This is a genomic window from Stieleria varia (assembly GCF_038443385.1).
GTDB classification, from domain to species: domain Bacteria; phylum Planctomycetota; class Planctomycetia; order Pirellulales; family Pirellulaceae; genus Stieleria; species Stieleria varia.
On record NZ_CP151726.1, the window covers coordinates 715,409 to 730,394 of the forward strand.

Consider the following 14,986-nt stretch of genomic DNA (forward strand, 5'->3'; position numbering starts at 1 on the left):
CGTTTCACGCCCCTTTTATCAACAGTTGCCACAGTGCCCCGCTGAGAGCGAGATGCACCACCATAGCGACGAAGAACTTGATTCGATAGGAAAGTTTGGCGGTTTTGTGTCGGATGTACCGACCGCAAATCAGTGCCCCCGGCCAACCGCCCACGGCGCTGGCAATCAGCAGCGTTCGTTCGGCGATGCGTTGTTTTGCACGGCTGGCGGCGCGTTTGTCCCAGGCATACATTGCCGCCGTCACGACGCTGGCAGCAATCGTCCAGAGAGCGTAAGCCCATATCATACTGATTTGTCCGTTTCGTTGCTCGCAGTCGTAAACCAAGCTCATGCCGGCCCCTCCGATCGACACACTTTCGCCCGACCACTACTTTGACCGACTGGAGCGTTGGTTGGAACTGGAGGGGGACGCAGAACGCGAGCGGATGGCTCGCCGACGGCAAATTCAGGCTCAGCGTGATGCCGAAGCGACCGGCGAAACGATCGTGCAGCTGGAAATCCAAGATCACCGCACCGGACTGGCCGGTCGGTTGCTGATCGATTTGGTCAAACTCAGCGGGCAGCCGTTGCCCATGAATCGACTGAAAGTCGGTTCGCCGGTGGTGCTCTCGGACAACGACGACGTCAACGATCCCGGCGTCCCAGGCGTTGTCAGCAAACGCAAGCATAACGTGATCCAAGTCGCCACCGATCGCTGGCCCGAGGCAAGCCGCTTGCGATTGGACTTGTCGCCCGACGAAACCACGCGGCGGCGACAACTGGCGACGATCGCGAGGGCGCGGATGGCCAAGGGACGCAGTGGCATCCTGCGTGACATGATCTTGAACGTTCGCCCGTTTCGAGAGCCCAAAAAAACAGCCGACGTGACCTTTTTGTCGCAACTCAATCCGCCGCAACAGGCCGCCGTCCGGTTCGCGCTCGCATCGCCCGATTTGGCCATTTTGCATGGACCGCCGGGAACCGGCAAAACCACAACGCTCGCCGAAATCATCTATCAGGCCGTCAAGCGTGGCCAACGCGTGCTGGCCTGCGCGCCAAGCAACACCGCCGTGGACAACTTGCTCGAGCGACTCGTGTCGATGTTGCCGGGCGTGTTGCGAGTGGGGCACCCGGCCCGCGTCTTCGAGGCCCTGCGAGGACACACTTTGGACGAACTGGTGGACGCCGACCCGTCGACCGATGTGATCCGTGACATGCGACGCGAAGTCGATCAGTTGATCCGCGCGGCGTCGAAGTTTCAACCCGGACGCGAGGGAGGACGAAAGCGGGCGCAGATGTATGCCGAAGCCGGTCAGTTGCGTGGCCAGATCCGAGCGCTGGAAAAATCGATCGTGCGTCACCTCATCGAGTCCGCCGACGTGATTTGCACGACCACGACCATCGACGAAGACTTGTTGGGCGATTGTCCATTTGATTTGGTGGTGATCGACGAAGCCTGTCAGTGCACCGAGTCGAGCGTCTGGCAGGCTCTCTTGCGGGCCGATCAAGTCGTCATGGCGGGCGACCACTGTCAATTGCCACCCACCGTGCTGAGCGACGTCGCTGCACGCGAAGGCATGCGTGATTCGATGATGCAACGATTGATCCTAAAACACGGCGACACGTTGTTCCGTCGCTTGACGGTGCAGTATCGAATGCACGAGTCGATCATGGAGTTCAGTTCGCGAGAGTTTTATGACGGTGAACTGATCGCCGATGTGTCGGTTCGCAAACATCGCTTGTGTGATTTGCCTGATGTGATTGAAACGCCACTGACCAGCGAGCCGCTGGAGTTGATCGACACGGCGGGCGCGGGTTTCGATGAACAGCTCGAACCGGACGGCGAGAGCAAGTTGAATCGGGGCGAAGCCAAAGTGGTGCTGCACTTGGTTCGCGAGTTGATGGAATCCGGAATCAAACCACGTCAGATTGCGATCATCGCACCGTATGCCGCGCAAGTGCGTCTGTTGCGAAATCGGTTGGACGTCTCCGGCCTGGAAGTCGACACGGTGGACGGATTTCAGGGACGAGAAAAGGAAGTGGTGATCATCACGTTTGTCCGCAGCAACACGATCGGCGAAATCGGTTTCTTGGGCGACACGCGACGCACCAATGTCGCGCTGACACGTGCAAAACGGAAACTGATCGTGATCGGCGACAGTGCCACACTGGGCAACAACGCTTTCTACGCCAGGATGCTCGAGTACTTTGAGAGCCAGGAATCCTACCGCAGCGTCTGGGAGTACGTGGACGTGACGTAGGATGAATCACTTTGTCGTGGGATTCGCCAGAATTCTCATCGCTGAGGATCTCCGGCGAACACCACCTCGCCTAGCCTGGATCATTCATGCGGATGTTTGATTTTAGCGCAAACAGATTCATTGACAATGAGTTGTGACATCGTTGGGAAATGCAGATTGTTTTTCATAACCCGACGTGTAAGCGAGGGATTTAGCGAGTATCCCTCGCTGACGCGTCGGGTAATGAATCATCCGGGCTAGGCATCAAAACTCAATGTCAAAGGCTTCGGTCACCTGGATGCCGGTGGCCAAGTGTTCGTGGGCGGTGCGTTGGACATCGTCACACTCGACTTGGGACTCGTGACGTTTGGCGGACTTTGGATTGGGCAAGCGTCCGAGATGGACGATCGGCTCGCCGGGTTGCACGGCAGGCAAAGTGGACATGCCGATCACGATGCCGGTGAATGGAGCGACCAAACGGTTTTGATCTTCGGAGAGCAAGCTGCTGTTGGTGGCAATGGGTTGGCCTTTAACGACGATGTCACCGGGGGCAACATGCATGGCGACGAAGCCGCCTCGTTCGGCTCGGATCCACTTGGTCTGTTTGATCATCGCTTGGTTCTCGGGGACCTCGGGTTTGCCATCGATCATCTCGAGTTCCTTCAGGACGTTCAGCACGCCACGTGTCATGCATTCCGCGACCGACGGCTCGACTTTCCATACCTCGCCGCCTTCCACAACGATGGTCGGGCACCCCGCGCGGGTGGCCTCCCGTCGAAAGGAACCCTGAGGACCGGAGCCGGCCAAGATGATTCCCGAACCAAACGCTTTGGCAATTCGCATGCATTCCGGTTTGCGAATGTCGGCACGGACGTTCGGAAAATTGGTCCTCCGCACCGCAGCGGTGTGCAAGTCGATGCCATAGTCGCAGCGGCGCACCAACGCGTCAAAGATCACCCGTGCCATCCGCGAAGCCATGCTGCCCGAGTCGGAACCGGGGAAGCAACGATTGAGATCGCGGCGGTCGGGCAAGTACCGCGAGTGTCGCTCAAAGCCGAGCACATTGAGGATGGGGATCAGCAGCAACGTTCCGCGTCGGAGCGTCCAGTTGGCGTCTCCCAAGAGGGTCCGGATTGCGCCGGTGCCGTTGATTTCATCGCCGTGCAGCGCCGCACAAACGAACAGCGTGGGGCCGGGCTCGATCCCGCGGCGGACTTGGATCGGGACGGAGACGCTGCGACTGCTGTAGGTTTCCGTGATCAGCAGTTCGGTGTTGACGAAGCTGCCCGGCTGGACGTGATTTCCAAACCAGGGCTCATCCTCGGGCGTCGAGGCTGTGCCGGGGATGCTTTTATCAACTGTGCTTTCAAAGTTCGCGATTTCGTCAGAATGGTTCTCGTCTAGCATTGCTGACCCTAAAACTAAACTTTGCAGACCATTCGTGCTGCGGGAACGAATTGAGTTTGCTTCACAACCCGAGCTACTGGGATTCGGCCATGTCACGTGCATGGTAACTGCTGCGCACAAACGGGCCACTGGCTACTTTCTTGAATCCCATGCTTCGGGCGATATCGCCCAGTTCATCAAACTCCTCCGGCGGAACATACCGTACAACCGGCAAATATTTCTCACCCGGTTGCAAGTACTGACCGAGCGTCAGGAAGTCGACGCCGTACTCTCGCAGGTCGGCCAACGCGTCGAGCAATTCGCCTCGCTCTTCGCCCAAGCCCAGCATCAATCCGCTTTTGGTTTTCACTCCGGCGTCGTACTGTTTGACGTCGCGCATCATCTGCAGCGTCCATCGGTAATCACTTTTGGGTCCGCGGACACGGCGGTACAAACGTGGGACCGTTTCCATGTTGTGGTTGAATACATCGGGCTTGGCCTCGATCACTCGCGCCAGGGCGTCTTTGCAATGAACAAAGTCCGGCGTCAGGACTTCGGTAGTCGCGCCGGTTCGCTCGCGTACGGCCACGACGCAACGATAGAAATGATCCGCGCCGCCGTCGGGCAGGTCGTCGCGTGTCACGCTGGTGATCACAACATGCTTGAGCCCCAGTCGCGCGGCAGCTTCGGCGACCCGATCCGGTTCATCACCACTGGGTGCTTGCGGTGGTCGGCCGCGATGCACGGCACAGAAACCGCACGGTCGCGTGCAAACATTTCCCAAGATCATGAAGGTCGCGGTTTGTTGACTGTAGCACTCCATTCGGTTGGGGCACTTGGCATTGTCACAAACCGTCTCCAGACCGAGTTCCTCCATCAGGCCGTCGGTCATGTGGTTGGCGTTGCTCTTGGGGATCGGCCGCTTGAGCCATCGCGGCAAACGCCCGCTGCCGCTCAAGTCCGTGCCTTGAGGGATCTCTGGTTCAGCGACGACGGGCAATCGAAAGGCCATGGAGGGGCGTTCTGGGGAGCGAGTGTTCAGGAGCGGGTGGGGACTCAGGACCGCAGGGGAAAATCCCGGGGGGTGAGCAATCGGGCTCACGGGGCGCGAAAACAGCGTCTCCGCAGGACGGAATCCCAGCCGAGGCACAGGTTATTGTAGTGGGTCGCACCGATCAGCAAACCGGAGCGCTGCCGGTTCCCGCCAATGCCGAGGACAACGTGCCGGGGGCGTCCCCAGTTTGTCTGCAGCGGATTCCTTCTGGAAACTATTCCCACCCGCTACAATTCCCCAATGGCAAAGAAAAAGCAACCCAAAGCAAAAAAGACCGCGGCAAAGGGCAAAGAGCCCGCGCTGAAAATGGTCTCCGAAAACCGCAAAGCGAGGCACAAATACGAGATTTTGGACTCGATCGAGTGCGGGATGATGCTGATCGGCAGCGAAGTCAAATCGATGCGTGAGGGCAAATTGTCGCTCGACGAGGCCCACATTCGCATCAAAGACCAGGAATTGTGGCTCATCGGTGCCGACGTCGGCCATTACAACAACGCCGGTTCTTGGAATCATGACCCACGACGGCCACGCAAGCTGTTGGTGCACCAGCGTGAATTCGACAAATTCGCCGGCAGGGCGTTGGAAAGGGGCCTGACGTTGGTCCCGCTGCGTGTTTATTTCAACAATCGCGGGATCGCCAAATGCGTGATGGCACTGGTTCGCGGCAAAAAACTGCACGACAAACGCGAATCGATCAAAAAACGCGAAACCGATCGCGGGTTGCAGCGTGCGATGCGACGCGGATGATGTGAAGCCCCAGTTTTCATCAAACCTCTTGGAGGTGTCGGACGTAGAGACTCTCAAGAGATCGACGCACGCCGCCCTGACCCGGTGTCAAAACAGCGAGTTGAACCTTTTACACTAGTGCATCGTCCAGTCTTGGAACGTGGGTTTGATAAATGAGCCGTTTTGGCGTTAGCCACGGTTTTCGCGACTCAACCGTGGCTAACGCCAAAACGGCTAACCCCAAAATCAAGACTGGACGATGCACTAGTGGTCTGAGACGCCTAAGAGTTAGGGTTTGCCGTAGTGGATCTTGTCAAAGATCCCACCACTGCAGGATCTTTAACAAGATCCACTACCCTTAAGTTAAGGTCCCAGACCACTAGCACGACACGCTAGTGAGTGACTCACGGTGTTTTGTTCACCCGCTAACGCTTCGTGCTGATATTTGCATCCTCATTTCCTGCCTCCCACCGATTGCTCATGACGCTTGCCATCAAAGATTTGGTCAAAACCTTCGCTCAGCCGGGCGGCGGTTCCTTGACCGTACTGGATGTGCCGGAGTATTCGATCGCAAAAGGCGAACAAGCCGTATTGATCGGCCAGAGCGGTGGCGGCAAGACGACCATGCTGCACTTGATCGCCGGACTGATGCTGCCCGATTCGGGCAGCATCGCCGTGGATGGTTTGGAGCTGACGCGATTGAGCGAGCAAGGGCGTGATCGATTTCGCGCCGCCTCCATCGGCTACGTGTTTCAAACATTCAACCTGTTGCCCGCCTTCACCGCGATCGAAAACGTCAAACTCGGCATGACCTTTGGCCGCGGTGTCCTGGACCCGGTTCGCGCGATGAGCTTGTTGGACCGTGTAGGTCTGGCCGATCGTGCTCACTATCGGCCCAAGCAGTTGTCGGTCGGCCAGCAACAGCGAGTTTGCATCGCCCGAGCCCTGGCCAGCAAGCCCAAGCTGTTGCTCGCCGACGAACCGACCGCCAACGTGGATCCCGCCAGCGCAGAAACGGTGCTGGATCTGATTCGCAGCACTTGCCGAGACGAAGACATCGCGTTGCTATTGGTCACACACAGCATGGACATCGCGTCCCGCTTCGATCGCGTCGACGATTTGGCGACGATCAACCGAGTGATGTCGCCCACCCCGTGAGACCGCTCCGACCGCGGCTTTCTCAATCGCTCCCTCACGCCCACCCAAAACGTTCGCTCTTATGTCATTGCTTCGCATCGCTTGGCGAAACTTCTGCTATCGCTCACTGTCCAGCGTTCTGACCACGATTTCATTGGCGTTGGGAGTCGCACTCGTCGTACTGGTGCTGGCGATCTACGGCATCGTCAGCGAGGCGTTCAGTCGTAACGCTCAAGTCGGCTACAACCTGGTCGTCGGCCCCAAGGGCAGCGCGTTGCAATTGACCCTCAACAGCGTCTATTACCTCAGTCAGCCGATCGAGAACTTGCCCTTCACGGAGTACATGGAGTTCTTTCCGGCTGACGAAAGAGCCGCGATGGTCCGTCGCTTTGGTGGCGATCCGTCGCTCGGCGAGCGTGACGGCATCTACTCGAGTTTGATCTATGGCGGCTACGCCATTCCGCTCGCCCTGGGTGACTACTACGGTGAGTTTCGCGTGGTCGGAACCACGCCGGACTTCTTTGAACTGCTGCGACATGGCGAGACGCTGGAGGAACCGTTTACGTTTCGCGAGGGACGTGCGTTGAAATCACACTCCGAGGAACACGGTTACTTCGAAGCCGTATTGGGATCACAAGTCGCCAAGCAAATGGGGATCTCGGTGGGTGACGAGTTCAAACCGACCCACGGCGATCCCGAGGGCACTGGGCATGGTCAAGGTTTCACGGTTGTCGGAATCCTGGACCCGACCGGCACGCCCAACGATCGAGCGACGTTCGTCAACTTGGAAGGCTTTTATCTGCTGGAAAACCACGCCAAACCGCTCACGGGCGAAGAAACCGAAGTCGAGCCAACCGAGAACCCTGTCGACGCCGGTGGCAACATGCCGCTGACGATCGCGCAGCGTGAGGTCACATCCATTCTGGTCCGCAACGGCCAAATCGCGATGGCTCCGATCTTGTTGAACATGGTCAACGAAAGCGTTCGCGCCCAAGCGGCCGCACCGGTGGGCGAGATCAGCAAACTGATGAACGCGGTGGTCGGTCCGTTGATGACCGCCCTGCTGATCATCACGTTGATCACTTGCGTGGTCGCCGCGGTGGGTGTCTTGGTCGCAATCTACAATTCGATGAACGATCGTCGGCGCGACATCGCCGTCATGCGTGCGTTGGGCGCTCGGCGTGAAACCGTGACACTGGTGATCCTGTTCGAAAGTTTCTTGATCGCCGTGATCGGTGGAGTTGCTGGTTGGTTCTTGGCCCACCTCGCGATTTGGGCTTACGGCGGTGAAATCGAAGACCGCACCGGAGTGCAGATCGGTTTGTTCACCACCAGCAGTTATGAAATCTACATTCTGCCGTTGGTACTATTGCTAGGTCAGTTCGCAGGCTTTTTGCCGGCATGGTTCGCCTACCGCACCGACGTCGGTTCCAACCTGTCGGCGTGAGCCAAGGTGTTCGTTTTCGACTTGGAAAGTCGAACGACAATCGTCGCTCGATTTTCCAAATCGATAGCGTGCCCCGCTAAACGTTTTGCCACCTCCAAACGCTGACTTGCGCAGACGCCCCCACCCTCGCGTTCGCCTGAACGGCTAAGTGAGACCTCCCCCAAGCTCCTCGGGCGAGGTGACTATTACGCGTACGGCACAATACGTATGGTTTGTGCCTGAGCGGATGATGGTGTTCGTTTTCGACTCGGAGAGTCGAACGACAATTGTCGCTCGATTTTCCAAATCGATAGTGTGCCCCGCTAAACGTTTTGCCACCTCCAAACGCTGACTTGCGCAGACGACCCCACCCTCGCGTTCGCCTCAACGGCTAAGTGAGACCTCCCCCAAGCTCCTCGGGCGAGGTGACTATAACGCGTACGGCACAATACGTATGGTTTGTGCCTGAGCGGATGATGGTGTTCGTTTTCGACTCGGAGAGTCGAACGACAATCGTCGCTCGATTTTCCAAATCGATAGCGTGCCCCGCTAAACGTTTTGCCACCTCCATCAGGTCCCTGGTGCGGCGACGTCGTGGAGCGTTGCTCCTTTTTCGTCACTGAGCACCAAGATCGCGTAACGCTGGGCGCCTTTGGCATCACCCGCGCTGACACTCGTGTAATCAAAACGTCCCCGCGAATCGGTGTACCCGTCTTTGTAGAACCGGATCTCACCACTGGGATACTTTGCGTACACCTTCACATAAGCCGTTGAAACGGGACGGTGACTGACGGCATCGGTGACTTGCAACTGACCAAATCCTTCGGAGACATAGGTCGTTAGTTCGCCGCCGTAGAACAACGCCACGCTGCGTGAAGCACCTGAGACGACTTCCACCAACAACGTTTGGCGACGCATGCGTTCGTCCATCGGATACGTCGATACGCCCGTCTCCGTATCCAGTTCCAACGTATCGGTGTGCATCGGTCGGACCATCGCGATGCGTTTCAAGTCGCCGCGAACAAACGGTGCTTTGCTGAACAGCAACTCCAAGTCGACTCCGTAGAGATTCAAGGTGACCTGTTTGGTGTTGCGATGATCGATCCGCAACACGTCGCCCGCCACATTGACGATCACGCTGGGTTCGCGGACCGACGCGTCGGCTTGGTTTCGTTCGCGATCCATCACGGCTAGGTCACCCGAATCGACGGGCACGCCCTTGTCGGGTTGCCCAGCTTCAACCGAAACAAGCTTTTCCGTGTTGCCCAAATCCAGACGCTGTTGCAGTTGAGACTGCATTTCGCCGAATCGTTGCCGCCATCTCAGAATCGGATGCTGTGCATGCCGTCGGGCGATCGATTGAGCCGATTCAAAATCACCGCGATGCATCGCCAAGTAACCCGCCGCGTAGTCGAATTGCAGTTTGGTATCGATGGTATCGCGATCCAACTCCGCAAAGACATCGATCGCTTCGGTGATTCGGTTTTGAATCAACAGATAGTAGGTCAACGCCAGTTTTTCAGAATCCGGCACTTTTGCGTGGAATCCGAGATTGCGAACAAAGCTTTGGTATTGCCGCAAGAATGTCGGGTTGAGGATCTCGTCCTCGTCACCCAAACGATGGATGCGTGCTCGAACCAACGGTGAGTACTCCAAGTGCTCGTAGGTGCGTCTTACGATCGGATCGATGCTCAGCAGTGTGCTATCCAGTACCGGACCGACACGGCTGACGAGGTCTTCGCAGATCGACAGGTAGTGACGTATCGCGTCGACATCGCGGTGTTTCAGCGAGTAAGCCCACATTTCATCGATCGGCAGACCTGCTGCGTCGAGAGTCTTGATGATGACTTGATACACCTCGGGTTCCTTCATCCGATGCAGTGCAGCCGACCAGTCGAGTTGGAACAAGTTGGCATCGGCGAGAAATCGCTGGATGTCCTGGGCGGTTCCGTCGCGGGCAACGGACTCCCAAGTGACACCTTCGTCTTCGATTTGCTCGACCACCTGGAATGATTTTTCGCCACCGCGAGCCAGCAGTTCGCCTTCTTCGGAAACGGTTGCCGGGTAATGCTGGAAATCACCGGTGGCTGGGAAGTAGAACTGGTAGGGAATCGACTGAACCGCGTAAGGTTCCAGCGTGATCGTCTGGCTGTCGGTTGATTGAGAGCCAGCCAGAGGGATGCTGCCCGAGGGGATTTGCCAGAACACGTCCACCGTCCGTCTCGCTGCCGTCGGATTAGAAATCACCGTTTGGCCTTGGTAGGCGACTCCGGGCAGGAAAGCGGTTGGCTCTGCCGGCACCTCGTTGGCAGGAGTCGCGACGCCGGCGCGTTGGAATCGTTGACCGACCAAAATGCTTTCACCTTGCTCCGCATCCGCCAGCTTCTTCAGTCGCTTGGTCACAATGGCAACGGCGTGCTCAGGCTTGAAAATGGTCTCCGGTTTGGCAGGCAGGGAGATGTCGCCGGCTTGCAGGGGAAGACCTGACAACGCCAACGCAACCAGAGCAGCATGGCGATTCTCCACTGGACCGAGCAAGTGACTGGAGACGCCGAGTGAACCAAGCTCACTCTTGGCAATGTCCAGCCAGAAGGGATCCACTGTGATCAAGTTGTTGGGGTCGTCTGGGTTGACCGTACGGACCCGATCCCACTGACTCTCGGCCCACTGTTTCGTACTGTCAAGATCTTGATAGAACGACAGTTCGGCAGTTCTGCCCAAGCGACGCCCGAAGGCCAGGGATTGCGGAGCGGCGGGCATGGGCTGGCTCATGGCTTTGAGTTGCTCCCGTTTGCGAGCCACGCCGCTGGACCGGTCCGCGCCGCCTCCAATGCCTCCCAACGCATAGGCTTCATTGCTCATCTCCATCACACCAAAGTTGGAGATAGACTCTTTCTCGAACCCGTACGTATCCGTGGTTTCAGCAAGCATCTGGACTCGCAATGCACTTTCGATGCGGTTGCGATTCTTGGCATGATCGTCGACAATCAACTCGATTCGGTTGGCCAACTCACGTTGCACACGGGCCGATGCCGATGGCAAACGCAGGGCCAAGAGAGCACGTTCGGCAGTATTCAGCTCAAAGTATCGCCACAGTTCTGCATACGCGGTCAGGTCGCTCTCCAGCAACCAGTGATCCATGAACTGTTTTTCTTTTTTGTTGGCCAAGTACGGGCGAATCACTTTGTCAAAGAATTCACGGTCGTGCACCCACAAGAACAAATGTGTTTCGTGACACGCCAGTGCCGCATAGTGTTTGACTTTCTGCTCCTCGTTCCACTGATGCCACTGAGCCAGCGGTTGAAATTCTGCAAAGCGGCTATCGGAGATCAACGTTTGATAGAGTTTCATCAGCGAGGCGACATCGCCGTAGACCTGGAGCTGAGCCGATCCCAGCGATGCCAGATCCAATGGCTGATCGGGCGAGACGATTGATACCGCGCGCTCGAACGACATCGGTTGGTCGATTGTCAAAGTTCGAGGCAATCGCAGATCGACACGAGGTGTCTCCGTTTCGGCTGTGGCAATGGTGTGCATCATGATGTTAGCCGGATCGGCCGCCAGCACTCGCAGCAGCGGCAAATCCTTGAACGCCTCGGCTGGAAATTTCACCATGCCGTTGGCATCAGGCCGCAGGTTCCCCATGATCGTTCCCGCGTCGGCTTGAAAATCAAAGTCGCTGGAGGTGACTTGGCTGCCATCGCGTTTCTCACTCATTTCCCGCATCATCGCATCCGCCATGGGAGCAGCAGCCGATGGTGGCGGTGCGTCGCCCCGGCGAGCAGATTGACTGGCGTTGCTGGTTTCCTCGGTTTCCCACGGATTGAGCAACACACTGACTTGAGGCAGCATCACGCCCGGGTATTTGTCCGCATAGCGTCGACGTAGCACATAGCGGTATTCATCGCCCAAACGTAAATCACTCACGTAGCCGCAGCGTGGCAAGCTCACACCGCGACCCGAAAGCGGAGACTGACGTAGATTCAATTCATCCAGAGGCGAAACGGAGTCAAAGTATCGACTGCCGATGAGATGAACACGCACGTTCGCGAAGTCACCGGAAAGCTGGACGGTGATTTCCTCTGCCCCTCGTTGGATCGACTTGATCGAAAACGGCTGGGCAGGGGAAAGCTCTCGGTGGCGCACTCGGCCGGCAACTACATTTCCATAGGCGATGCCATCAACCACGACCACGCTGACTCGCCGGTTGGTGTCGCGATCCATCAGCAAGTAGTCGCCCGCAGGCAGCTTGTCCGCGGACAACAAACCATCCTCGGCGCGAAGCTGGTCCGAGCGATCGCTGTGGTAGCTTTGTTCACGCAACTCCAGCAAACGGAATCGATCTTGAGGTTGCGTGATCGGCTCAGCCAGCGGTAGGCGGAGAGAGTCGCCGGCGACGAGGTGTATCGTGGACGGCCAGACCACTTGGTTCATTTTCAATTCTTGCTGATGGTTCATTGCACCGACCACGCCGTAGCGGATGGCGGTGACTCCATCGAGCTTGCCCAAGCGAACTTTGCCCTGCTCGTCTGATTGCAACATCGCGTCGACGTTCTGATTACGTGCTTCGGTCGTCAATGCAACGCTGACGGCGGCCCCTGGGATCGGCTCACCGGTGCGTCCCAGTACGTGAATGACGAATTCCTCGCCGTCTCGGGTCAAGAACGTATCGAGCGTGTGACTCGATCGGCGAATCCCGGCGATCTCCCAAGTCTCTTGTGTGGAAAGGTTGACGCGTCGACGATCAGAGATCGAAACCAGTTGGCCTTCCAAAGTGACCTTCAAATCCACCAAACGCGGAGGGATGCGAATGGGCACCAACAGCTCGTTGTTTTGATCGAGTTTCAAATCATCGATTTCTCGCGTGGTCGCAATCCCGTCAAGGTCCACCGCTTCGATGCGTACTTTGATGTCGCTGAGCGTCGAAGGGGCGATGATTTGATCCTGCAGTTTCAACTGCGGGCGAATGACGATGTCGGTCTCGCCGCCCGTTTGGATCATCGTGCGGTCGATCAGCATGCCTGCGGAAAGCTGATACGACTCGACCAAGTGCTGGAATTTGACCTGAGTGGTGATTTTGCCGTCGCTCAACAACGCCGTGCGGGCAACGGACTGGGCGATTGGTGCGATGGAAATCCGTCCCTGATCGTCACCCTCCAGCTCTTGAGAGCCGATGATCAGTTTGGCGTCGGCGATCGGTCGATTGTTTTCGTCCAAGACGGTCATTTGCATCCCGTCGGCCGTCGTTTGGTCGACGTGATGGATCTCGCCACGTCGGATCATGGCGCGGGCACGCAGACCTTTGCCGACGAGATCGACCACCCAAACGCCACGTCCGGTGACTTCGTCCAAACGAATCCGTTCACGGTGACGCTGGACCGCCGGTTGGGTGTATTTCAATGTTTGTTGGTGAGTGGCGACCAGCCCATCCAAGTCGATGTCTGTGTTCAACGCTTTGTCATTGGATCGGTAGTAGGCCAGCGTGTTGATCTCATAGATGCGAATGACGAGTTCATCGATGTTCTTGATGTCGACCAACAGTTCGGTCGGATCCTCGCTGCCAAAACGTTCCTTGATCTGTACCGACAACGTCAGTTGCATCGCATCACGAATCGCTTGCCGCTGCTCGGCCGACAGCGTGTCGTACCACTGGTTGGGATCGCCCACGCCGGCCATCAATTTGGTTTCGGCAAATACGCGTCGCAGGTACGCGGGGTCGATGTATTGATCAAAGACACGTGTGTCCGCCGCGTCCTGGAGGAAATGCTCCAGGTACGCACGAACCAAGTGATGTTCGTCGCCCACCGGTGGCAGCAAAGCCATGCCGGTGAAGTCATCGGTCAAGCTGGCTCGATTCCCCGCTCGCTTGATCCACTCGGGGTGAACGATGGAACTGTTGCGTGGCAGTTGCAAGTAACGCAGAAAGAGGGCTTGATCAAACTGCCCAGATCGCAGATTCGATTCCAACAGCCGATATGTTGCCGATGCTTTCAGAGAGTTGTAGCTGGCCGGCAGCGTGCGGACATAGGCCTCGACTCGCTGCAGGTAGTCATGTCGGACCGCTGGCTGTTGACTGAGATCCGTGTCATCGGATGGACGCAGTCTCGCGAGCTTTGCAGAGACGAAGGCATTGTCGTCTTTGATCGCGGGGATCTTTGCCGCAACGGCATCGAGTTCTGGACCGGTCAATTGGTTGTGCGCGGAGAGATCGCCGAAACGAACGTCTTTGGCTGGCCGCTCGCTCAATTCACGGATGACCAATTGGTCCAAGTCATCGATGTACGGTCCATCGACGCGTTTGAGAAAATCCGTCAGGCCGATCGAAAGGCCTGCCGTCTTGCCGGACAAAAACCGCTTCGCCAAGTTTCGCATGCCCACCGGTTTGAGCTGATCGTTCAAACGCAAGGCGTCGTTGACCAAGGTGTCGATGTTCAACAACGCGTCATCCAGCCGGCTAGGAAAGCGTCGCTCGCCTTTGATGATCGGCGGCGAGTGATCCAGATTGACACCCAGTCGGTTGATCAAGTGGTCGATGGTGCGTTGGGGCGACTGCTGATAAGTCAGCAAACGCTGACGGTCGGTCATCGCGTCGATCAGGTCCGTCGGCCGGCCTTGGTGGGATTTCAACCAATCGGCCAAGACCGCATCCGCTTTCTCCAACTGACCCGACGTCTGATAGTAGAGGCAGTGGTAGAAAAAATAGTCGTCGCTGCCGGGGATCAACTCGGCCAAAACGGCTTCACGATCCTTGGTCAGGGCGTAGCGTTCCATGACGCCAATGGGTTCCGCCATTGCTGGGCTCAACGCGAGAGAGAGTAGGGTGAGGACTAGGACACTCATTCGTTGTAGCAGCATGACAGTTCACCCGGTGGGGAAGGTTTGTGAGCCACGTCATTATCGCAGCTCAAAGCAGCGGTTGGGAAACCGCGAAAAGTTTGACTTCTGGTCCTGAATCCATAGCTGTGAATCAGGCGGTCGCCGAGAAATGAGACGACCGAGAACCGAAATTCTTAGAGGAATTCACCGATAACGATGATT

8 protein-coding genes are annotated in these 14,986 nt (G+C 57.3%); 4 read left to right on the forward strand and 4 right to left on the reverse strand.

Annotated features, from left to right (window positions below):
• Nucleotides 1–4: 4 nt before the first annotated feature.
• Complete coding sequence (locus Pla52nx_RS02570) at nucleotides 5–331, reverse strand: DUF1294 domain-containing protein (RefSeq protein ID WP_146518135.1); 327 nt, start codon at nucleotides 329–331, stop codon at nucleotides 5–7.
• On the opposite strand from Pla52nx_RS02570, the gene Pla52nx_RS02575 reads away from it, so the two are divergent.
• On the forward strand, nucleotides 330–2,240 hold the full coding sequence (locus tag Pla52nx_RS02575; RefSeq protein ID WP_146518136.1) for an AAA domain-containing protein: 1,911 nt from the start codon (nucleotides 330–332) through the stop codon (nucleotides 2,238–2,240). The genes Pla52nx_RS02570 and Pla52nx_RS02575 overlap by 2 nt on opposite strands.
• 243 nt (nucleotides 2,241–2,483) lie before the next feature.
• Here the strand turns inward: Pla52nx_RS02575 and Pla52nx_RS02580 are convergent, their stop codons facing one another.
• Together Pla52nx_RS02580 and lipA are read right to left on the reverse strand one after the other, a co-directional pair.
• Nucleotides 2,484–3,626: a succinylglutamate desuccinylase/aspartoacylase family protein gene (locus Pla52nx_RS02580; protein ID WP_146518137.1), complete on the reverse strand. Its 1,143-nt coding sequence runs from the start codon at nucleotides 3,624–3,626 to the stop codon at nucleotides 2,484–2,486.
• Nucleotides 3,627–3,699: 73 nt separating this feature from the next.
• Nucleotides 3,700–4,617: a lipoyl synthase gene (gene lipA, locus Pla52nx_RS02585; protein WP_146518138.1), complete on the reverse strand. Its 918-nt coding sequence runs from the start codon at nucleotides 4,615–4,617 to the stop codon at nucleotides 3,700–3,702.
• 282 nt (nucleotides 4,618–4,899) lie between these two features.
• Between lipA and smpB the strand changes: the two genes are divergently transcribed.
• From smpB to Pla52nx_RS02600, 3 genes are all read left to right on the forward strand, one after another.
• Nucleotides 4,900–5,406, forward strand: coding sequence for an SsrA-binding protein SmpB (gene smpB, locus Pla52nx_RS02590; protein WP_146518139.1), 507 nt, complete (start codon nucleotides 4,900–4,902; stop codon nucleotides 5,404–5,406).
• 459 nt (nucleotides 5,407–5,865) lie between these two features.
• A complete protein-coding gene (locus Pla52nx_RS02595) occupies nucleotides 5,866–6,543 on the forward strand; it encodes an ABC transporter ATP-binding protein (RefSeq protein ID WP_146518140.1) in 678 nt (225 codons plus the stop codon).
• A gap of 61 nt (nucleotides 6,544–6,604) precedes the next feature.
• Nucleotides 6,605–7,969, forward strand: coding sequence for an ABC transporter permease (locus Pla52nx_RS02600; protein ID WP_146518141.1), 1,365 nt, complete (start codon nucleotides 6,605–6,607; stop codon nucleotides 7,967–7,969).
• A 549-nt stretch (nucleotides 7,970–8,518) separates the two neighbouring features.
• Here Pla52nx_RS02600 and Pla52nx_RS02605 read toward each other — a convergent pair.
• The gene (locus Pla52nx_RS02605) at nucleotides 8,519–14,740 is read right to left on the reverse strand and encodes a hypothetical protein (protein ID WP_146518142.1); all 6,222 of its coding nucleotides are present in this window, start codon (nucleotides 14,738–14,740) and stop codon (nucleotides 8,519–8,521) included.
• Between the last annotated feature and the right edge of the window lie 246 nt (nucleotides 14,741–14,986).

Coding starts and splice junctions, on each gene's coding strand:
- Pla52nx_RS02575 (WP_146518136.1), top strand. CDS start 330: ATGCCGGCCCCTCCGATCGACACACTTTCGCCCGACCACTACTTTGAC.
- Pla52nx_RS02570 (WP_146518135.1), bottom strand. CDS start 331: ATGAGCTTGGTTTACGACTGCGAGCAACGAAACGGACAAATCAGTATG.
- Pla52nx_RS02580 (WP_146518137.1), bottom strand. CDS start 3,626: ATGCTAGACGAGAACCATTCTGACGAAATCGCGAACTTTGAAAGCACA.
- lipA (WP_146518138.1), bottom strand. CDS start 4,617: ATGGCCTTTCGATTGCCCGTCGTCGCTGAACCAGAGATCCCTCAAGGC.
- smpB (WP_146518139.1), top strand. CDS start 4,900: ATGGCAAAGAAAAAGCAACCCAAAGCAAAAAAGACCGCGGCAAAGGGC.
- Pla52nx_RS02595 (WP_146518140.1), top strand. CDS start 5,866: ATGACGCTTGCCATCAAAGATTTGGTCAAAACCTTCGCTCAGCCGGGC.
- Pla52nx_RS02600 (WP_146518141.1), top strand. CDS start 6,605: ATGTCATTGCTTCGCATCGCTTGGCGAAACTTCTGCTATCGCTCACTG.
- Pla52nx_RS02605 (WP_146518142.1), bottom strand. CDS start 14,740: ATGGCGGAACCCATTGGCGTCATGGAACGCTACGCCCTGACCAAGGAT.